The 18,180-nt window shown below is 65.9% G+C and carries 16 protein-coding genes and 2 pseudogenes; 10 read left to right on the top strand and 8 right to left on the bottom strand.

Features of this window, described 5'->3' with window-relative positions; genetic code table 11:
- Positions 1–16 precede the first annotated feature (16 nt).
- From HU230_RS36960 to HU230_RS36975, 4 genes are read left to right on the top strand one after another with little or no spacing between them, the layout of a single operon-like run.
- The gene (locus HU230_RS36960) at positions 17–196 is read left to right on the top strand and encodes a DUF4089 domain-containing protein (RefSeq protein WP_173639233.1); all 180 of its coding nucleotides are present in this window, start codon (positions 17–19) and stop codon (positions 194–196) included.
- A gap of 7 nt (positions 197–203) precedes the next feature.
- Positions 204–1,601 (top strand): AtzE family amidohydrolase, encoded by a 1,398-nt coding sequence (locus tag HU230_RS36965; protein ID WP_224943976.1) that lies wholly within the window; start codon positions 204–206, stop codon positions 1,599–1,601.
- Position 1,602: 1 nt separating this feature from the next.
- Positions 1,603–1,995 (top strand): oxalurate catabolism protein HpxZ, encoded by a 393-nt coding sequence (gene hpxZ / locus HU230_RS36970; RefSeq protein ID WP_176533969.1) that lies wholly within the window; start codon positions 1,603–1,605, stop codon positions 1,993–1,995.
- A gap of 29 nt (positions 1,996–2,024) precedes the next feature.
- Positions 2,025–2,762: a GntR family transcriptional regulator gene (locus HU230_RS36975; RefSeq protein ID WP_176533968.1), complete on the top strand. Its 738-nt coding sequence runs from the start codon at positions 2,025–2,027 to the stop codon at positions 2,760–2,762.
- A gap of 173 nt (positions 2,763–2,935) precedes the next feature.
- Here the strand turns inward: HU230_RS36975 and atzF are convergent, their stop codons facing one another.
- Entirely contained in the window at positions 2,936–4,756 is a 1,821-nt protein-coding gene (gene atzF, locus HU230_RS36980) for an allophanate hydrolase (protein WP_176533967.1), read from the bottom strand.
- Between the two features lie 204 nt (positions 4,757–4,960).
- On the bottom strand, positions 4,961–5,464 hold the full coding sequence (locus HU230_RS36985; protein ID WP_176533966.1) for a MarR family winged helix-turn-helix transcriptional regulator: 504 nt from the start codon (positions 5,462–5,464) through the stop codon (positions 4,961–4,963).
- Positions 5,465–5,617: 153 nt separating this feature from the next.
- On the opposite strand from HU230_RS36985, the gene HU230_RS36990 reads away from it, so the two are divergent.
- Positions 5,618–7,480 carry a feruloyl-CoA synthase gene (locus HU230_RS36990; protein WP_176533965.1) on the top strand — a complete coding sequence of 621 codons (1,863 nt, stop codon included), beginning with the start codon at positions 5,618–5,620 and terminating at the stop codon, positions 7,478–7,480.
- A gap of 484 nt (positions 7,481–7,964) precedes the next feature.
- Here HU230_RS36990 and HU230_RS36995 read toward each other — a convergent pair whose 3' ends face one another.
- Positions 7,965–8,489 carry a MarR family winged helix-turn-helix transcriptional regulator gene (locus HU230_RS36995; protein WP_224943979.1) on the bottom strand — a complete coding sequence of 175 codons (525 nt, stop codon included), beginning with the start codon at positions 8,487–8,489 and terminating at the stop codon, positions 7,965–7,967.
- 82 nt (positions 8,490–8,571) lie between these two features.
- Between HU230_RS36995 and HU230_RS37000 the strand changes: the two genes are divergently transcribed.
- Positions 8,572–9,774: a cytochrome P450 gene (locus tag HU230_RS37000; RefSeq protein WP_176533964.1), complete on the top strand. Its 1,203-nt coding sequence runs from the start codon at positions 8,572–8,574 to the stop codon at positions 9,772–9,774.
- 54 nt (positions 9,775–9,828) lie between these two features.
- On the top strand, positions 9,829–11,055 hold the full coding sequence (locus HU230_RS37005) for an ABC transporter substrate-binding protein (protein ID WP_224943981.1): 1,227 nt from the start codon (positions 9,829–9,831) through the stop codon (positions 11,053–11,055).
- 190 nt (positions 11,056–11,245) lie between these two features.
- Here the strand turns inward: HU230_RS37005 and HU230_RS43720 are convergent, their stop codons facing one another.
- Complete coding sequence (locus HU230_RS43720; protein ID WP_338077327.1) at positions 11,246–11,515, bottom strand: isochorismatase family protein; 270 nt, start codon at positions 11,513–11,515, stop codon at positions 11,246–11,248.
- 35 nt (positions 11,516–11,550) lie between these two features.
- Positions 11,551–12,120: pseudogene (locus tag HU230_RS43900) on the bottom strand (isochorismatase family protein); the annotation flags it as partial.
- Here HU230_RS43900 and HU230_RS37015 point away from each other — a divergent pair.
- The gene (locus HU230_RS37015) at positions 12,049–12,999 is read left to right on the top strand and encodes an AraC-like ligand-binding domain-containing protein (RefSeq protein ID WP_176533962.1); all 951 of its coding nucleotides are present in this window, start codon (positions 12,049–12,051) and stop codon (positions 12,997–12,999) included. The pseudogene HU230_RS43900 and the gene HU230_RS37015 overlap by 72 nt on opposite strands.
- 157 nt (positions 13,000–13,156) lie before the next feature.
- On the opposite strand, the gene HU230_RS37020 is transcribed toward HU230_RS37015, so the two are convergent.
- From HU230_RS37020 to HU230_RS37030, 3 genes are all read right to left on the bottom strand, one after another.
- Entirely contained in the window at positions 13,157–13,603 is a 447-nt protein-coding gene (locus HU230_RS37020) for a YybH family protein (protein ID WP_224943984.1), read from the bottom strand.
- Positions 13,604–13,843: 240 nt separating this feature from the next.
- Positions 13,844–15,424 carry a tannase/feruloyl esterase family alpha/beta hydrolase gene (locus HU230_RS37025; protein WP_224944275.1) on the bottom strand — a complete coding sequence of 527 codons (1,581 nt, stop codon included), beginning with the start codon at positions 15,422–15,424 and terminating at the stop codon, positions 13,844–13,846.
- 172 nt (positions 15,425–15,596) lie between these two features.
- Positions 15,597–16,148 carry a TetR/AcrR family transcriptional regulator gene (locus HU230_RS37030; protein WP_176533960.1) on the bottom strand — a complete coding sequence of 184 codons (552 nt, stop codon included), beginning with the start codon at positions 16,146–16,148 and terminating at the stop codon, positions 15,597–15,599.
- Between the two features lie 117 nt (positions 16,149–16,265).
- Here HU230_RS37030 and HU230_RS37035 point away from each other — a divergent pair.
- Together HU230_RS37035 and HU230_RS37040 are read left to right on the top strand one after the other, a co-directional pair.
- Positions 16,266–17,124 (top strand): annotated as a pseudogene (locus HU230_RS37035) (oxidoreductase).
- Between the two features lie 53 nt (positions 17,125–17,177).
- Positions 17,178–18,179: an NADP-dependent oxidoreductase gene (locus tag HU230_RS37040; protein WP_176533959.1), complete on the top strand. Its 1,002-nt coding sequence runs from the start codon at positions 17,178–17,180 to the stop codon at positions 18,177–18,179.
- The last annotated feature ends 1 nt before the right edge of the window (position 18,180 follow it).

Consider the following 18,180-nt stretch of genomic DNA (forward strand, 5'->3'; position numbering starts at 1 on the left):
ACTCGTTGGGAGCGAAATGGACGATCATCTCGACGATTACATGAACGCCGTCGCCCGGACGATGGCGTTGCCGCTGGAAGACGCCTGGCGTCCGGCGGTGCGCGCAAATCTCGAGGTCGCGCTGCGGCTGGCGCGGCTGGTCGACGACTTCCCGTTGCCTGACGACCTCGCGTCAGCCGCCGTCTATTCGACCTGAGATCGCGATGTCAGAGACTCCCGCTGCCATGTCGGCCGCCGAAATCGCGCAGGCCGTATCGAGCCGCAAGATCACGGCCCTTGCCGCGACCGAAGCGGCGCTCGCGCGCATCGCGGCGCACGACAAGGTCCTCAATGCCTTCACCGACGTCACCGCCGATCGCGCGCGTGCCAGGGCCAAGGCGGTCGACGCCGCGATCGCGGCGGGCCAACCGGCCGGCCCGCTCGCCGGCGTGCCCTTCGCGGTGAAGAACCTGTTCGACGTGCAGGGCCTCTCGACCCGCGCCGGCTCCAAGATCAATCGCGACCTGCCACCGTCGCCGCGCGATGCCACGTTGATCGAGCGGATGGAAGCGGCCGGTGCCGTGCTGGTCGGCGCGCTCAACATGGGCGAATACGCCTACGACTTCACCGGCGAGAACGCCCATGACGGTCCATCGCGCAATCCGCATGATCCGACGCGGATGGCCGGCGGCTCCTCGGGCGGCTCCGGCAGCGCCGTCGGCGGCGCACTGGTGCCGATCGCGCTCGGCTCCGATACCAACGGCTCGATCCGGGTGCCGTCGTCATTCTGCGGCACGTTCGGCCTGAAGCCGACCTATGGTCGGCTTACGCGCGCGCGCTCCTTTCCGTTCGTCGCAAGCCTCGATCACCTCGGCCCGTTCGCGCGCAACGTGAGAGATCTCGCGCTCGCCTATGACGTCATGCAGGGGCCTGATGCCGACGATCCCGCCTGCATCGTGCGATCGGTCGAGCCGACCGTGCCGTTGCTTGCCAATGATGTCGGCCGGCTGCGCGTTGCGATTGCCGGCGGTTATTTTCAGCAGAATTTGTTGCCGGAGGCCGTCGAAGCGGTCGCGCGCGTGGCAAAGGCGCTCGGCGCCACCCAGACCGTGGAGCTGCCGGAAGCGGCGCGCGCCCGCGCGGCCGCATTCATCATGACGACGACCGAGGGCGCCGCGCTGCACCTCGATCGGCTGCGCGAGCGGCCCAACGATTTTGACCCGCCAGTGCGCGACCGCCTGATCGCGGGCGCGATGATCCCGGCGGTCTATGTCGACAAGGCGCAGAAATTCCGCCGCTGGTACCGCGCCAGGGTGCTGGAGCTGTTCCAGTCGGTCGACGTGATCCTGGCGCCGGCAACGCCGTGCACGGCGCCGAAGATCGGCCAGGCCACCTTTACGCTCGACGGGGTCGAGCTTCCGGTCCGCCCCAATATCGGTATCCATACCCAGCCGATCTCCTTCATCGGCCTGCCGGTGGCCGCCGTGCCGGTGCCGCTTGAACCGATGCCGATCGGCGTGCAGATCATTGCCGCGCCATGGCGCGAGGACATCGCGCTGCGGGTCGCTTATGCGCTGGAACAGATGGGTGTCGCCACGGCTCCCGCGCCAAGAGGAATCTAAGATGGAGATCGATCTTCCCGACGTGCGCGCCGAGGTCACCGCGCAGTTCGAGCGCTACGAGAAGGCGCTGGTCTCGAACGATATCGCCGTGCTCGACGAGCTGTTCCGCAAGGACAGCCGGACGCTGCGCTATGGCATCGGCGAGAATCTTTATGGCTACGCCGAGATCGCGGCGTTTCGTGCCGGGCGGCCGGCAGCCGGGCTGATGCGCAGGATCGACCGCACCGTGATCACGACCTATGGCCGCGACACCGCGATCGCCTCGACGCTGTTCTATCGGGAGAGCGCACCGGGGCGGGTGGGGCGGCAGATGCAGACATGGATTCGCTTCGCCGAGGGCTGGAGAATCGTCGCCGCCCATGTCAGCGTCATTGATGAAACAAAGGGGGCTTGAACCAGGGTGATTGAAAGGGCGTTTCAGCCATGAGCCTGGACGATCTTCCGACCCGCGCGCCGCAGCCGCAGGGCACCGAGCCGGAGCCGCTGGTGCGGCGTGTCGATCGCGCGTCGTCGCTGGTCGACAAGACGACCCGCGCCGAAGAACTCCGGCTGCAGCTCGCCGACGAGATCGTGCGCGGCACGCTGCCGCCGGGCGCGGGGCTCGATGAAACCGATCTGGCGCGCCGCTTCAAGGTCTCGCGCACGCCGGTGCGCGAGGCGCTGCGGCAGCTCGCCGCCAGCGGCCTGATCGACGCGCGCGCGCATCGCGGCGCGGTGGTGGCACGGCCTTCACTCGAGCGGCTCACCGGCATGTTCGAGGCGATGGCCGAGCTCGAGGCGATGTGCGCCGGCCTTGCCGCCGAGCGGATGACAGCGGCGGAGCGTCACGCGCTGGAGGCGGTCCATGAGGAGCTGCGGGTGCTGAGCTACACCGGCAATCCCGAGCGCTTCCACGAGGTCAATGAGCGCTTCCACAACGCGATCTACGCCGGATCGCAGAATGCCTATATTGCCGAGATCACCTTGGCGACACGGGTGCGCGTGCAGCCGTTCCGCCGCGCCCAGTTCCGCAACCTCGGGCGGCTGGCAAAATCCCACGCCGAGCACGACCGCGTCGTCGTCGCCATCCTGCGCGGCGACAAGATCGGCGCGGCCGCCGCGATGCGCGCCCATATCGAGCAGGTGCGCGGGGAATACGAGACCTACGCGGTGTCGGTGTAGATCCTGCTACCTCGCCCCGCTTGCGGGGAGAGGTCGGATCGCATGGAGCGTAGCGTAATGCGATCCGGGTGAGGGGGTACAGGTTTATCGACAAAGCAGTGCTCGCCGAGAGAAGCCCTCACCCCAACCCTCTCCCCGCAAGAGCGGGGCGAGGGGACGCATTTCCGCTGCGGCTAGGCCTTCGCCCTCTCCGCCATGAACGCCCGCCAGCCGCCATAGGCCGAGATATCCTTCGCGCCCTTGATCGCGGCGGGCTCGACGATGAAGCCCTTGGCCTGCCGTCCATCGGCGAGTCGGAGCGTGCCGATCGCCATCGGCGGCGGAATCGCGGCGACGAATTTTCCGAACGCGGCCGGCGACATCGCCCACAGCTCAAGCTTGATCGCATGACCCGCACCCGCCTCGATGCGCAGCATGCCGGGTTTCGGTGGCGTGGTGTCGAGCGCGTAGAGTCTGTAGTCCGCGGCGGTGACCGTTTCTTCTAACAGGCGCGCATCGAGCGTGGTCAGTTCGTGATTCAGCGCCATGCCGGAGAGATGCGCGCCGACCACCGCGATCGTGATCTCGTCGCCGCGGGCCCGCGCCGGGACTGCGGTGAGCGGCGGCTGCGGCACCGACTTGGCGCCGAGCGCCAGTCCGGTGTCTGCGTGGAATACGCGGCCGATGCCGGCAAGCGCGGCGTCGCGGCCGGCCGGAGCGAGCAGCGTGATGCCGAACGGCGCGCCGTCAGGCCGCATCGCCGCCGGCAGCGCCAGGCCGCAGAGATCGAGCAGGTTGACGAAATTGGTGTAGGTGCCAAGCCGCGAGTTGAGCTCGATCGGGTTGGCCAGCACGTCAGCCGTGGAATAGACCGTCGGCGCTGTCGGTAGCACGATCGCATCACACTGCGCGAAGGTGCGCGCGGCAACGCGGCGCAGCGCCTGCAGGCGGTAGAGCGCGGAAAAGGTATCGGCCGCGGTGGGCCGCGCGCCGCCGATCGTGATCTCGCGTGTCACCGGATGGATCGCGTCCGGCGACGACGCCAGGAGGTCGCGGATCACGAGATAGCGCTCGGCGACCCATGGGCCCTCGTAAAGCAACCGCGCGGTCTCGTAGAACGGCTCGAGGTCGAATTCGACGAGTTCGGCGCCGAGCCCCTGCCAGCGCTTGCAGGCTTCGCCATAGGCTTTCTCGGCCTCGCGATCGCCGAAGAAGATCAGCTGGCCGCTCTTGGGAATGCCGAGCTTCAGCTTGGAAGGAAAGGCCGCGAGCGGTGACAGCGGCCGGTCGCGCGAGAACGGATCGGCTTCATCCGGCCCGGCCATCACGGCAAGCGCGGCCATTGCGTCGTCGACGGTGAGCGAGAACACCGAGATGCAGTCGAGCGTGCGGCAGGCCGGCACCAGCCCCGCGTTGGAGATCAGCCCGAGGCTCGGCTTGAGGCCAACGATGTTGTTGAGCATCGCCGGCACGCGGCCGCTGCCCGCGGTGTCGGTGCCGAGCGACAGCGGCACGAGACCGGCGGAGACAGCGACCGCGGAGCCCGAGCTCGATCCACCCGGTACGAGATCGCCGCGCACCGGATTTTGGGGAATGCCATAGGGCGAGCGCACGCCGACCAGGCCGGTGGCGAACTGGTCGAGATTGGTCTTGCCGATGATGATGGCGCCGGCCGCGCGCAGTCTGGCGACTGCCGTGGAGTCCTGCGCAGGCATGTAGGAGAACGCTGGGCAGGCGGCCGTGGTCGGCAGCCCCGCGACGTCGATATTGTCCTTCACCGCGACCGGCACGCCGTAGAGCGGCAGCGTCGGATCTGTGAGCCGCGCGGCCTCGGCGAGCGCCTCCTTCTCGTCGCGCAGGCTGATGAAGATGGCGGGATCGTTGTGCTCGCGGATGCGGTGGTAGCTGCGCGCCACCGTTTGCGCTGGCGTCATGGTTCCGGCGCGGTGTGCGGCAACGATCGCGGCGACAGTTTCAGTCACGTGGTTGGCCTCGTCTCTGGCGCGGCAAGGCATCGGATGCCCGCCGCGAGGGAATTGCAGCCCAATCGAAGCAAGCAATGTGCCATTGTGTACAATTTACCTGCGCCTGCGGCACGACAGATTATTGCACAATATCAGTTGCTTGAAATGGTCGCGGGGAGCTGAAGCGGGCTCGCTTGAGAGTGCGTCTGCTCAATTTTAAGGCAAGCGTGACCAAGCCGAAATCCGATCGGTCGATCAGGTGAAGCAGGCGAGGATCTGCAGCAGTTGCTCGCGGTTTTCCTTGCCGATCTTGTCGGCGACATGCCGCTCGTGTTCGGCGGCAAGCCGCTTGAATCGGGCCAGCGCGCTCTTGCCGCGCCCGGTCAGATGCAGCGCGTGGGAGCGGCGGTCGGTGGCGGAAGGGATCCGGCTGACGAAGTCGCGCTCCTCGAGGCTGTCGAGCAGGTGCACGAGGCGCGCGCGCTCGATCCCGAGCCGCTTTGCGACCGCCATCTGGCTGAGGCCCGGATTGGCCCCGATCACGGTCATGACCGAATATTGCGTCGGACGGATATCGACCGTCGCCAGCGTCTTGATGAAGTCCTGGAAGATCCAGAGCTGGAAGCGCCGCACCGCATAGCCGGCGTGGCCGACCAGCGCGTCGAGGCCAATGTCATCGGCGGCGTCGCCGCCATGCGTGCGGCCATTCGCCGCTCTCGTTCCTGTCGCCTTGCGCGACGTCTGTTGCTTGCTCGCCATGCCCAAGGCTAGCGCGCCCGAGACGGGAGGGAAAGATTGTTGTTGACGACAACAATTGATGTCCGCAACATTATGGCAAAGAGCCCGGCCGGGACCGCGATGTCGCACCATGTTGCGGCGCGATCCCGAAAAGACACGGGCGAGGAGGAAACCATGACGACAGCCGCCGCCAGCGGAGACGATCCGCACCGCCTGTTCGCGACGCCTGCGATTGTTGCCGATATCAGGGACGACGGCAGCATCCTGGTCCGCTCCACCACGCCGCTGAAAGCAAGCGCCCGCTGCGTCGGCGACTGGCTGGAGCACTGGGCACAGCAGGCGCCGGATCGCATCTTCCTCGGCGAACGCGCCAACGCCGAGGCGCCCTGGAGCACCGTCAGCTATCGCGACGCGCTCGGCATCGTGCGGCGGGCCGCGTCGTGGATCCTGGCGCAAGGGCTGAGCACTGAACGGCCGCTGGTCATCCTCTCCGACAACGGCATCGATCACGCATTGTTTGCGCTTGCCGCCCAGCATGTCGGCGTACCGTCGGCAGCGATCTCGCCGGCCTACTCGCTGATGTCAAAGGACTTCGACAAGCTGAAGAGCATGATCGCGCTGCTCGATCCCGGTGCAATCTATGTCACGAGCACGAAGCCATTCGCGGCGGCGCTGACCGCGATCCGGTCGCTGCATCGCGCAACCATCGTCAGCGGCAATCCCGACGATACCGATGCGCTGCTATTCCGATCCATTGTCGCGACGCCGGAAGCATCAGAGGTCGCCACGGCCTTTGCCGCGGTGACGCCGGACACGATCGCAAAATTCCTGTTCACCTCGGGATCGACAGGCACGCCGAAAGCCGTGATCAACACCCAGCGCATGCTGACCTCGAGCCAGCAGGCCAAGGCGCAGACCTGGACGTTCCTGGAGCAGGCCGGCGAGGAACTGATCATATTGGACTGGCTGCCCTGGAGTCACACCTTCGGCGCCAACCACAATTTCAATTTGGTGCTGCGCAACGGCGGCACGCTCTATATCGACGGCGGCAAGCCGGCGCCCGGCCTGTTCGCGACCTCGCTCGCCAATCTGCGCAGCGTGGTGCCGACGGTCTATTTCAACGTGCCGCGCGGCTTCGACATGCTGATCGCGGCGCTCCGCACCGACGAGGAATTGCGCCGCAAGTTCTTCGAGGGCACCAAATTCGCCTTCTATGCCGGCGCGGCGCTGCCGCAGAATTTGTGGGACGCGCTGGAGGAATTGTCGCTGCAGACGATCGGCCGCAGGCTGCCGATGGTGTCGGCCTGGGGATCGACCGAGACCTCGCCGCTGGCGACCGACTGCCACTTCCTGGCCAAACGCTCCGGCAATATCGGCGTGCCGATCCCCGGCACCGAGCTCAAGCTCGTGCCCTCAGGCGACAAGCTCGAGGTCCGCGTGCGCGGGCCTAATGTCACGCCGGGTTACTGGAAGGCGCCCGAACTCACCCGAGAGGCCTTCGATGACGAGGGCTTTTACAAGATCGGCGACGCCGTCACCTTTGCCGATCCCGACCGGCCCGATCTCGGCCTGTTCTTCGACGGCCGCGTGGCCGAGGATTTCAAGCTCAATTCCGGCACCTGGGTCAGCGTCGGCACCCTGCGCGTCGCCGGCATCGCGGCGCTGGCGCCGCTTGCGCAGGATATCGTCGTCGCGGGCCACGGCCGCGACGAGGTCCGCTTCCTGGTGTTCCCGAACCTCGCCGCCTGCCGTTCGCTTGCGGGACTGCCCGAGAGCGCCGGCGCCCAAGAGGCGATCGGCCATCCGGCGGTCCGCTCCGCGATCGGGCAAGGGCTGGCACGGCTGAAGGCGCAGGGCGGCCATTCCTCCGGCCATGCCACCCGCGCGCTGCTGCTCGCCGAGCCCGCCTCGGTCGACGGCGGGGAGATCACCGACAAGGGCTACATCAACCAGCGCGCCGTGCTGACGCGCCGCACCGCAGCGGTGGCGGTCTTAGAGGACGACGCGTCGTCCGAGCCGGTCGCCTGCGCGGGCTGAGATTACGGTAAGAACAGGCGGACGCAGAGGCACCAGCGGATGGGTTCCCTCCCCCCTTGCGGGGGAGGGTTAGGGAGAGGGGTACCGCTTGCTCCGCTGCCGATTGAATACGAAGACGCGCGTTGGTCGCTGAGCCGAGTCGTTGATACGGCGTCGCGCAATGTCTCGATCGAGCCCTGGGCCACCCCTCTCCCCAGCCCTCCCCCGCAAGGGGGGAGGGAGCCTGAGAGGCGTACTCACCTTACCTGGACGACGTCACAACGCTCTGCTCGTGACTCATCGCCGCATCGCAAGCGCGCACCTTTATAGTTGCCATAGCAACTAAGGCGTGCGAACTTGCGCCCAGTCAGACGGCGGGCGGTCAACGCCCTGCATATGGGAGGACGAATGCTTGCGCAGCACGGCGCAATCAGCACGGATTGGTGTCGAAAGGCTTTTGGCCGCTGCGGAACCGCAGGACTCCGCCCGCGGCGCCGCCGCACGGTCAGCTCGTGCTTGGCCCGGTCACGGCGCCGAGATTCTCATGCAGCCGGCGCAGCAGGTCGATCAGCACTTCGCGCTCGTCCTTTTTCAGGCACGACAGCAGCCGCCGCTCGCGCTCCAGCGCCGCGACGATGACCTTGTCGTGGATGGCGCGGCCGCGCGCGGTCAGGGTGATCGAATGGGTACGGCCGTCATCCGGCGCGGTGCGGATGGTCAGCAGGCCGCGCTTCTGCAGCGCCGCGAGGTTGCGGCTGACCGGCCCCTTGTCGAAGCCGATCACCTGGCAGATCCGGGAGGCGGGAATGCCCGGCTCGATCGCCAGTTGCGAGATGATTCGCCACTCGGTGACGTTGACGCCAAAATTCTTCTGGTAAAATGCGGTGGCGCTGTTCGACAGCTTGTTGCCGATGAAGGTGATGAAGGCCGGCACATAGCGATTGAGGTCCAGCAGCGGGCCATCGGTGGCATCTGCGGGATCGGCCGCTCTTGGCCGGCGGGGCTTTCGGGGGAGGGGCTGGCTGCTCATTTCCCAAATCATCGCTGCGAAACTGTTCGGGAGCAAGTGACATGCGGCCCGTGTTGACAAGTTCAAACCTCGGGAGGTCCCGATGACTGCAACAGAAGGTGCGTCCGTCCCGCATCTCGACGTCGATCCGTTCGCGCTCGAATTCTTCGCCGATCCATTCCCGACCCATGAGCGGCTGCGCGAGGCCGGGCCGGTGGTCTATCTCGACAAGTGGAATGTGTATGGCGTGGCGCGCTACGCCGAGGTCCATGCGGTGCTGAACGATCCCGAGACGTTCTGCTCCAGCCGCGGCGTCGGTCTCAGCGACTTCTCCAAGGAGAAGCCATGGCGGCCGCCGAGCCTGATCCTGGAGGCCGACCCGCCGGCGCACACCCGCACCCGCACGGTGCTGAGCACGGTGCTGTCCGCGACCGTGATGAAGCAGCTGCGCGGGCGATTTGCCGCCGCCGCGGAGGCCCGGGTCGACGCGCTGCTGGAGAAGCGCAGTTTCGACGCGATCGAGGATCTGGCGGAGGCCTATCCGCTGTCGATCTTCCCGGATGCGCTGGGCTTGCGGCCGGAGGGCCGCGAGCATCTGCTGCCTTACGCAAGCCTGGTGTTCAACGCCTTCGGACCGCCGAACGAGCTGCGCAAGCAGGCGATCGAGCGCTCCGCGCCGCACCAAGCCTATATCGCCGAACAGTGCCAACGCGACAATCTCACCCCGGGCGGCATCGGCGCCTGCATCCACGCCCATGTCGATAGCGGTGCCATTACCGCGACCGAAGCGCCGCTTCTGGTGCGCTCGCTGCTATCGGCCGGTCTCGACACGACCGTCAACGGCATCGGCGCCGCCGTCTACTGCCTTGCCCGCTTCCCCGACCAGTTCCAGAAACTCCGCGGCGATCCGACGCTGGCGCGCAACGCCTTCGAGGAAGCGGTGCGGTTCGAAAGTCCGGTCCAGACTTTCTTCCGCACCACGACCCGCGACGTCGAGCTCAGCGGGGCCAGCATCCCCGAAGGCGAGAAGGTGCTGATGTTCCTGGCTGCGGCCAATCGTGATCCGCGCCGTTGGGAAGCGCCCGATAGCTACGACATCACGCGTCGCACGTCGGGTCATGTCGGCTACGGTTCGGGCATCCATATGTGTGTCGGCCAACTCGTCGCCCGCCTCGAAGGCGAAGTGATGATGGCGGCGCTGGCGCGTCGTGTCGCCAGGATCGAAATGTCCGGCGAGCCGAAGCGCCTCTTCAACAACACGCTGCGCGGGCTGAGCAGCCTGCCGGTCGAGATCACGCCGGCCTAAACAGAAGCTTAGTACCGGCAATAGGTTGGTTGAGGAAACATGGGAGGGGATACGATGAGGGGCTTTGGGGTTGGGCGATCTAGGATTGGACTTGCGCTGGCATTGGCCTGCGCCGCGGGCAGCGCACGCGCGGAGATCTCCGGCAATGTCGTGCGCGTCGGCGTGCTCAACGATATTTCCGGCATCTTCCAGGACACCAACGGCATGGGCTCGGTGGAGGCCGCGCGGATGGCGGCGGAGGATTTCAACGGCGGCGGCAAGGGCATCAAGGTCGAGATCGTCTATGCCGATCACCAGAACAAGGCCGATGTGGGATCCGCGATCGCGCGCAAATGGCTCGATGTCGAGGGTGTCGACGCCATCGTCGACGTGCCGAACTCGGCCGTCGGCCTTGCGATCAACACCGTGCTGCGCGACAGCCGGATGACGTTCCTGGCGTCGTCGACCGCGAGCTCCGATCTCACCGGGAAGGCCTGCTCGCCCAACACCATTCAATGGGTCAATGACGCCTGGGCGACCGGCAACACCACCGCGGCCGCGATGATGCAGCGTGGCGGCAAGGACTGGTATTTTGTGACCGTCGACTACGCCCTCGGCAAAGGCATTGAAGCCGAGGCAACGAACTACATCGAGAAGCACGGCGGCAAGGTGCTGGGATCGAGCAAGCATCCGCTCGGCACCTCGGACTTCGCGTCCTTCCTGCTGCAGGCACAGAACTCGAAAGCAAAGGTGATCGGGCTCGCCAATGCCGGCGGCGACACCATCAACGCGGTGAAGCAGGCGGCCGAGTTCGGCATCCAGCAGGGCGGCCAGACCATGGTGGCGTTCCTGCTGTTCGTGAACGATGTCCACGGCATGGGCCTGAAGGTCGCACAGGGCCTGCAGCTGCTCGAGGCCTTCTACTGGGACATGAACGACGACACCCGTGCGTTCGCAAAGCGCTTCGCCGCGCGGCCCGGCATGAACGGCAAGATGCCGAGCGGCAACCAGGCCGGCGTTTACGCCTCGACGCTCGCCTATCTCAACGCGGTCGCCGCCACCGGCAGCGACGACGCCAAGGTCGTGGTGCCGCAGATGAAGACCTTCAAGGGCAAGGACAGACTGTTCGGCGAGACCACGATCCGCCAGGACGGCCGCGTCATCCACCCGATGTACCTGTTCGAGGTGAAGAAGCCGGAGGAGTCGAAGTACCCCTACGACTATTACAAGCTGATCGCGACCATCCCGGCCGATCAGGCGTTCCGCCCGCTGGCCGATGGCGGGTGCTCACTGGTGAAATAAAGGACGGCTGCCGCCCGCGTCTCTGTTCGCCTCGCCCCGCTTGCGGGGAGAGGCCGCCGCGCTCGAAGAGCGCGGCGGGTGAGGGGGACTCTCCGCGAATTGCGTTCGTGGATGGAGCCCCTCACCCCAACCCTCCAAGAGCGAGCTTCGCTCGTCTCGACCCCGTAAGAACGGGGAGAGGGAGAAGAAACTACGCCGCCTTCGGGCTCGCCGTCTTCACCCGCCCCAGCATCTCGGCCGCCGTCATCACATGCGCGGTTGAGAACGCGAGGATCGTCAGCGTGGCGCGATGCACGTCCTCAGCGGACAGGACGCCCTGGCCGACGTCGGGATAGTCGAACGTGCCTGTCGTATCCGACAGGAAGACGACCTTGTAATTGTGGAACATGGCGTCCCGCGCGGTGGCGTGGCAGCAGTTCTCGGTGGTCGTTCCGAGATGATCACCGTCGTGATGCCCCATTCGCGCAGGATGAGGTCGAGGTCGGTGGCGAAGAACGCGCTGTAGCGGTGCTTCTTGATGACGTGCTCGCCCGGTGCGGGCGCGAGGTCGTTGAAGATCTCGACTCCCGCGGTGCCGTCGACCAGCGATGAGCGGTCGGCGATCGGCGAATAGAGATCGTCATAGAGCCCCATATCGCTGCCGTCGCGGCGATGCACATGCGCGGTGTAGATGACGCGGATGCCCTGGTCGCGGCAGGCCTTCAGCGTCTGCGCCAGCCGCGGCACCATGGCGGCGGCCTGCGCCGAACGCAGCTTGGCGCCCTCGGCCACGAAATCGTTCTGCATGTCGACAACGATCATGACGGTTCGCGCCGGGTCGATGATTTCGCACATGGTAGCCCATGTGGTGTCTCCTCTCCTGTGGGAGACATTTTCTACCTCCGTCGCGGCGGCGGTTCTTGGCTGCGCCGGCCAGTTGCTGGACTCTGCTTGCCAGAAACGGGGGCTGGACGCAGAATATCCCCCTGCCGGGTTGGGCGGGAGCAAGGTCCGATGCAGACCCCAGATCATACCGTCATCGCGCAAACGCTTGTTGCGCCGGGTGACAGCTTCGACCGCTGGCATCACGTCACCTGCCGCGAATTCTCGCTGACCGAATGCCGCCGCGTCGCCGATGAGGCGTTTGCCGCGTCGATCTCGATCCGCAATTTCGGCCCGCTTGCGATCAACGACATCTGGTCGTCGACGCCGGCCGCCGACCGCATTCGGGTGATGCGCAGTGCGAGCGACGTCCGTCGCGACCCGCGCGATTATTTCATGCTGTGGCTCACGCTGCGCGGCGAGGTCAGCTTCGCGCAGGGCGGCCGCGAGGTGCGCATGCGCCGGGGCGATCTCATGCTGCATGACCAGGCGCAGCCATTCACGCTCGAATTCACCCCGAGCGCGCGTTCGATCATGGTGTCGATCCCGCGGCCGCTGCTGCTCGCGCGGCTGCCGGATGCGCAGCGGCTGACGGCACGGCGGGTCGGCAACGCGTCGAAAGTGGGCGCGCTGGCGGGATCGTTGATCCGCCGGCTGACGCGGCTCGATGACGACGCCGGGCCTGCGGCGATAAGGCTTGGCGCCTCAATGCTCGATATTTTCGCGACGACGCTCCAGACCGAACTGACGGACGATGTGCCGCGGCGCGGCGACGAACGGCTGGCGCGGGCCAAGGCCTATATCCTGGCTCATCTCGACGATCCCGGACTCGATCTCGATACGATCGCCATCGCGCAGAACATGGCGCCGCGCACGCTCAATCGCCTGTTCGCGCGCGAAGGCACGACGCCGATCCGCTGGCTCTGGCAGCAGCGCCTCGCCGGCGCCTATCAGGCGCTGGCCGAACGGCGCTTCAGCCACGTCACCGATGCGGCGCTCAGCTTCGGCTTCAGCGACGTCTCGCATTTCAGCCGCGCCTTCAAGGCCGCGTTCGGCCGCTCGCCGCATCAGGTGATGGGCTGACGCTGTATCCGTCAGTGCAGCAGCGCGGCGGCATGGAGCGATTGCAATCCGTCAACCGGTTCGCATTCTGCTCCGCTTTATCCGGCCCGCCTCGCGCACAAGGCGAGAAGCGTGCCGGGATCGGCAGCACCCGATGCTGCGTGCAGCACCAAAGATGTTATTTCGGCGGAGGCGCCTTCGGAAAGGCCGACACCATCCGGATCTTCCAGTTTCCGCCCTGGTTGATATACGCGCCGGTCCAGCGGCCAACCACATCAAGCGGCTCGCCATTCTGGTTCTTGCCGGTGATGTGATATTCGCCGGTCGCGAGAGCCGTATCGGTGCCCAGCGGCATGGCCTCGTCGACCGTTATCTCATTGTGGTTGAACCCGGCCTTGAAGATGCCTTCGTAGGTCTTGGCAATGTCGGTGTGCGACCCGGTGGCATTGACGACCATGCCGCCCGGCGCATAGAGCGCAGCGATTCCGGCACCATTCTGCTTGTTGAAGTTGTCGGCGTAGGCCGCCGCGACTTTCTCGAATTGTTGCTTCAGACTTTCGTCGCCAGCGGGCGCGGCCGCAGGCATCGCGAGCAACGCAATGAACAGATATAAGGCGGAAGACATTCGCATTGCATTCCCTCCCTAAAATCATTGTTGAGTATCTGTCTCGGCCAGCCGGGACCGCGATGGTGTAGCACATCGGCCATCGATGAGAGTTGCCGGCTCGCCGCGATACGGCAATGCCGCTGGCTAAGAGGGAGTAGTCCCGCCGGCGGAGCCGCGGGGCTCCACGATCGCCGCATGCGCTGCTGCGCTCGCGCGGCACAAGGAGAGCCACGATCCGAAGTTGTGAGGAAGCTTACCTCACGGCGCGCACGCAAAACTCGACGCCGCGGTGACCGGTCCCGCTTTGTAATGCGGCCAGGCCGGCCAGCGGCACAATGGCAGCGCGCGGAGGGTGTCGAAGGCCGGCGCCTCGGTCTTCTGCTCGCGCACTTCGAGATCGCCGGGCGCCTTGCCGTTCTCGACCCAGTCGACCAGCACGGCCAGCATGTCGACATTGGCGGGTGCGCCGGAGCCGACATGGTCGACGCCGGGCGCAGTGTAGAGCCGGGCGAACTCCGCGACCTTGTCCTTGCCGAGCGTCTTCTCGACGTTCTCGAAGTAGCGGATGCCGGCATAGGGGCTTTGCGCGTAGTCGGCCATGTGCTCGAGGATCACGAGCTTGCCACCGCGTGCGTGGAAGCGCGTGAGGTCCGGATCGGTGGAATCCATCAGCGCGGAGACTGCCAGCACGCGCGCCTTGTGGTCCTCGGGCTTGTAGGTCGTGACGTCGAGCTTCGGATCGCGGGCGAAGACATATTGAATGCCGCCGGCGCCGTAGATCCAGGCGATGCCGTTGGGCGGTGCGGGTGGCTGCGCCGGCGCCGTGGTGCCGAGCCACCAGGCCTTCCAGCCGCCGGTCGGGCCGAATGCGGGCGTATTCTCGCCCGACACGCCCCAGCCTGGATAGTCGTCGAGGCCGTTGGTGAGCGGGAACGAGAATTTGTACGGCGAATGTAGCGTTTCGATCGCGGCGACCTGCTTGTCGGTCAGGCAGTCGTCGCCGCTGTGGCCCGCGGCGCATGCCAGCGTGGCCGGCTTGAACGCGGCCTTGCAGCCGACGGGATCCTGCACCAGCGCGTCATCGGAGCCGTCCTGCGTGTCGCAGGCCTTCAGCACGGCGTCGGCCACGAGTTTGACCTGCGCCGGTCGAATCCAGCCGTCGCCCATCGTCACGAGGCCGGAGCGGGTGCCGGCGTGCTGCAACCCGACCCAGTTGATCACGGGTACGCGCGCGAAGATGCCGTCGAAATCGTCGGGATAGCGCTGCGCCATGGTCAGCGCCTCCCGGCCGCCTTCGGACGATCCCATGAAATACATCTTCGCCGGCGGCTTGCCGTAGGCGCGGACCGTCAGCGCCCGCGCGGCGTCGCGCACCTTCTTGTAGGCCTTGTGCGAAAAATTCTCGAACGCCTCGTCGTTGAGCGCGAACAGCTGCGGCGGCTCGCCGGGCTTCTGCTCGTGGCCGGAGTCGGTGCCGACGGTGACGAAGCCGAGCGCCAGCGGCGAGGCCTTGTCGAAGGGATAGGCCGGCGGCAGGCCGAGGCCTGATATCAGCACGCCGTTGAAGCCGCCGCCGCCATATTGCAGTGAGCGGCCGTTCCACTCCACTGGCAGGTTGACCTCGAATTTGATCGGCGGCGCCGTTGGATCGGCGGGATCGATATGGGCGAGCACCTTGCAGAAGGCGGGATTGGCCGGCGTGATGCGCGCCGCCGGCGTCGGCGCCTTGTCGGCGACCGAGAGCGGCGTCGGCGTCTGCAGCGTTGCCGTGTCGATCCTGACCGCACCGTCGGCCAGGCCGGCAAGCCCGCTACAGGTCGCGGCGGGGTCGCCGGGCATTTTGATGTCGGCGGCCTCTGCCCATGCTCCGGCCGTCGGCGTGACAAGCCAGGCCGCGAGCGCGATCGCAGGCGCATCGATCCGCATCGTTTTCCTCCCGTATGATCGTTGCTACGGCAAGTATTTCACCCGCGGCATCGGCGCACAATGGTGGCAATAGTCGGGTGAGCGGTCAGTCGCCCAATTCGTTTCGGGTCGTGCGAAGAATGTCGTCCGACAGCTTGGGGTCGCTCACGGCGCGGGCGAGCACCAGTGCTCCGACCAGGGAGGCCATGGTCGCGAGCGCCTTCTCCTCGCGCTGCCGTGGCCTCAGGCCGGACTGCATTCGCCGGCTCAGCAGGGACATCATGCCGCGCACTCCGGCCGTGAACCGCTCTCTGACCGCCATGCCTTGGCGCGGGATCTCACAACATAACGCTGCGAAAGGGCAGCCGCTTCCCGGTTGGTCGCGATGCGCCGGCGACAGGTATTCCGAGACATAGTCGCCGAGCGCAGCTTCCTCGGACACATCCCGTCCCTTGGACGCGATCGCGTGAGTCACGGCTTCCTCGACAAGCCGTTCCTTTGAGCCGAACTGACTGTACAGGCTGCCGTGAGTCATCCCGGCCGCCTCGGTCAGCGCGTCGACACTGGCGCCGGAGATGCCGTGCTCCCGCATGAGGCGGGAGGCCGCCTCGAGAATCCGTTCGCGGTTTTGGGCCGCCTTTTCTTTTGAAACGCGCATGATGCGGATCCCCCTCCCCCCCGGTCTTGACAATATAATAGCGATCGTCATCTATATCAATAGTTACGATCGTAATCAAAGCGGATTTGAGAACCGCCGGCGTTATCGGAGAAGCTCATGAATGGCATCGGACCAAAGATTGCCCTCGTCACCGGCGCCTCGTCAGGCATCGGAGAGGCCGTCGCCCAACGGCTCGCTGAAGCCGGCTACGAGGTCTACGGCACCAGCCGACGGAGAGCCAAGCCAGGCAAGCGATCGTTCGAGATGTTGCCGCTCGACGTGACCAGTGATGAATCGGTGGAAGCCGCTGTCAGCGAAGTGATGCGGCGCGACGGCCGCATCGACCTGCTGGTGAACAACGCCGGCTTCGGCGTCGCGCCCGCCGGCGCGGAGGAGAGTTCGATCGAGCAGGCCCGCTCGATCTTCGAGACCAATTTCTTCGGATTGATCCGGATGACGCGCGCCGTTGTGCCTCACATGCGGCGCCAGGGGAGCGGCCGCATCGTCAATATCGGCTCCGTGCTGGGCTTCCTGCCGATGCCCTATGGCGCACTCTATGCCGCAACCAAGCACGCGGTGGAGGGCTATTCGGAATCGCTCGACCATGAGTTGCGCACCAGGGGCATCCGCGTCTCGGTGATCGAGCCGGCATACATGCGGAACGTCGTTCGACGCGAACTTCATGGAGGCGGATGCCAAGCTCGACGAGTACCGTGAGGCTCGTACGGGCATGAACAAGAGGCTGGGCGAGGTGATGGCAACGGCCGAGCAGCCCAGCGTCGTGGCGGACACCGTGCTGAAGGCCGCCAGCGCAACGCACCCGAAACTGCGATACGCGGCCGGCAAGCTTGCGAACCGTCTGCGCCTGCTGCGCCGATTTGCGCCCCAAGGCCTGGTGGATGCCGGGATTCGAAAGGACCTCCGGCTCGATGTGCCGGCGGCATCGCAGCCCAACCGCACTGCGCGGGCTTTCTGACCGCTGAAGCGTCGCCTCCTGCCACCGCCATGAACCTTCGAACCGAGAGCAAAATGAGAGCACTTGTCTTCAAGCGCTACGGCAAGCCGGATCAGGTGGCGATTGTCGATATCCCTCGGCCAATGCCGAAGCCGAATGAAATTCTGGTTCAGGTTCACGCAGCTGGCTTGAACCCGATCGACAACATGATTCCGAAAGGGACGTTCAAGCCCATCCTTCGATTTCGACTGCCGGCCATGCTGGGCAGCGATCTGGCGGGCGTTGTCGTCGAAGTGGGAAGCCGCGTGACTCGCATCAAGCCGGGCGACGCCGTCTTTGCCAGCATCTTCGATCTCGGAACGGGCGCGCTCGCCGAATTTGCGCGCGTGCCGGAGGATGCCGCCGCGCTCAAGCCTCCGAACCTGGACTTCGTGCAGGCCGCATCGGTTCCGATGGTCGGCCTGACGTCGTGGCAGGCGCTCAAGGATCGCGCCCGTCTCAAGCCCGGCCAGAAGGTGTTTATCCCCGCGGGCGCCGGCGGCATCGGCACCTTCGCGATCCAACTTGCGAAGTACCTCGGAGCGATGGTTGCGACGACCACGAGCACGGGGAATGTGGATCTGGTCCGGAGCCTCGGTGCCGACGAGGTGATCGACTACAAGAAACAGCAATTCGAGGAGGTGCTGCAGGACTACGACGCCGTGCTGGGCACGGTCAGGGGCGATGCGATCGAGAAATCGCTTCGGATTTTGAAGCCAGGCAGCATCGTTGCTTCGCTCGTCGGCCCACCAGACGCTGCGTTCGCTCAAGCCCGAGGGATGAACTACTTCATGGTGTTCCTGTTCGGATTGCTGAGCCGTAAAATCATTCGCCGCGCCAGAAGGCGCGGCGTCGCATATTCGTTCCTGTTCGTGCATCCCGACGGTAGGCAACTTGCCGAGATCGGCGAGCTACTCAAGGCGGGGCGCATCCGGCCGGTGATCGACAGGGTATTTCCGTTCGAACAGGCCAAGCAGGCGCTCGCATATCTCGAAACCGGCCGAGCCAAGGGCAAGGTGGTTGTTCAGATGATGTAAT

Source organism: Bradyrhizobium quebecense (genome assembly GCF_013373795.3).
Classification (GTDB): Bacteria; Pseudomonadota; Alphaproteobacteria; order Rhizobiales; family Xanthobacteraceae; genus Bradyrhizobium; species Bradyrhizobium quebecense.

Bases quoted from the DNA above. Each gene is read 5' to 3' on its own strand.
- HU230_RS43720 (WP_338077327.1), bottom strand. From the start codon at position 11,515: ATGGGGCATCACGACGGTGATCATCTCGGAACGACCACCGAGAACTGC.
- HU230_RS36990 (WP_176533965.1), top strand. From the start codon at position 5,618: ATGACGACAGCCGCCGCCAGCGGAGACGATCCGCACCGCCTGTTCGCG.
- HU230_RS37040 (WP_176533959.1), top strand. From the start codon at position 17,178: ATGAGAGCACTTGTCTTCAAGCGCTACGGCAAGCCGGATCAGGTGGCG.
- HU230_RS37025 (WP_224944275.1), bottom strand. From the start codon at position 15,424: ATGCCCGGCGACCCCGCCGCGACCTGTAGCGGGCTTGCCGGCCTGGCC.
- HU230_RS36995 (WP_224943979.1), bottom strand. From the start codon at position 8,489: ATGAGCAGCCAGCCCCTCCCCCGAAAGCCCCGCCGGCCAAGAGCGGCC.
- atzF (WP_176533967.1), bottom strand. From the start codon at position 4,756: ATGCCTTGCCGCGCCAGAGACGAGGCCAACCACGTGACTGAAACTGTC.
- HU230_RS37015 (WP_176533962.1), top strand. From the start codon at position 12,049: ATGCAGACCCCAGATCATACCGTCATCGCGCAAACGCTTGTTGCGCCG.
- HU230_RS37030 (WP_176533960.1), bottom strand. From the start codon at position 16,148: ATGCGCGTTTCAAAAGAAAAGGCGGCCCAAAACCGCGAACGGATTCTC.
- HU230_RS36965 (WP_224943976.1), top strand. From the start codon at position 204: ATGTCAGAGACTCCCGCTGCCATGTCGGCCGCCGAAATCGCGCAGGCC.
- HU230_RS36960 (WP_173639233.1), top strand. From the start codon at position 17: ATGGACGATCATCTCGACGATTACATGAACGCCGTCGCCCGGACGATG.
- HU230_RS37020 (WP_224943984.1), bottom strand. From the start codon at position 13,603: ATGTCTTCCGCCTTATATCTGTTCATTGCGTTGCTCGCGATGCCTGCG.
- HU230_RS36975 (WP_176533968.1), top strand. From the start codon at position 2,025: ATGAGCCTGGACGATCTTCCGACCCGCGCGCCGCAGCCGCAGGGCACC.
- HU230_RS37000 (WP_176533964.1), top strand. From the start codon at position 8,572: ATGACTGCAACAGAAGGTGCGTCCGTCCCGCATCTCGACGTCGATCCG.
- HU230_RS37005 (WP_224943981.1), top strand. From the start codon at position 9,829: ATGAGGGGCTTTGGGGTTGGGCGATCTAGGATTGGACTTGCGCTGGCA.
- HU230_RS36985 (WP_176533966.1), bottom strand. From the start codon at position 5,464: ATGGCGAGCAAGCAACAGACGTCGCGCAAGGCGACAGGAACGAGAGCG.
- hpxZ (WP_176533969.1), top strand. From the start codon at position 1,603: ATGGAGATCGATCTTCCCGACGTGCGCGCCGAGGTCACCGCGCAGTTC.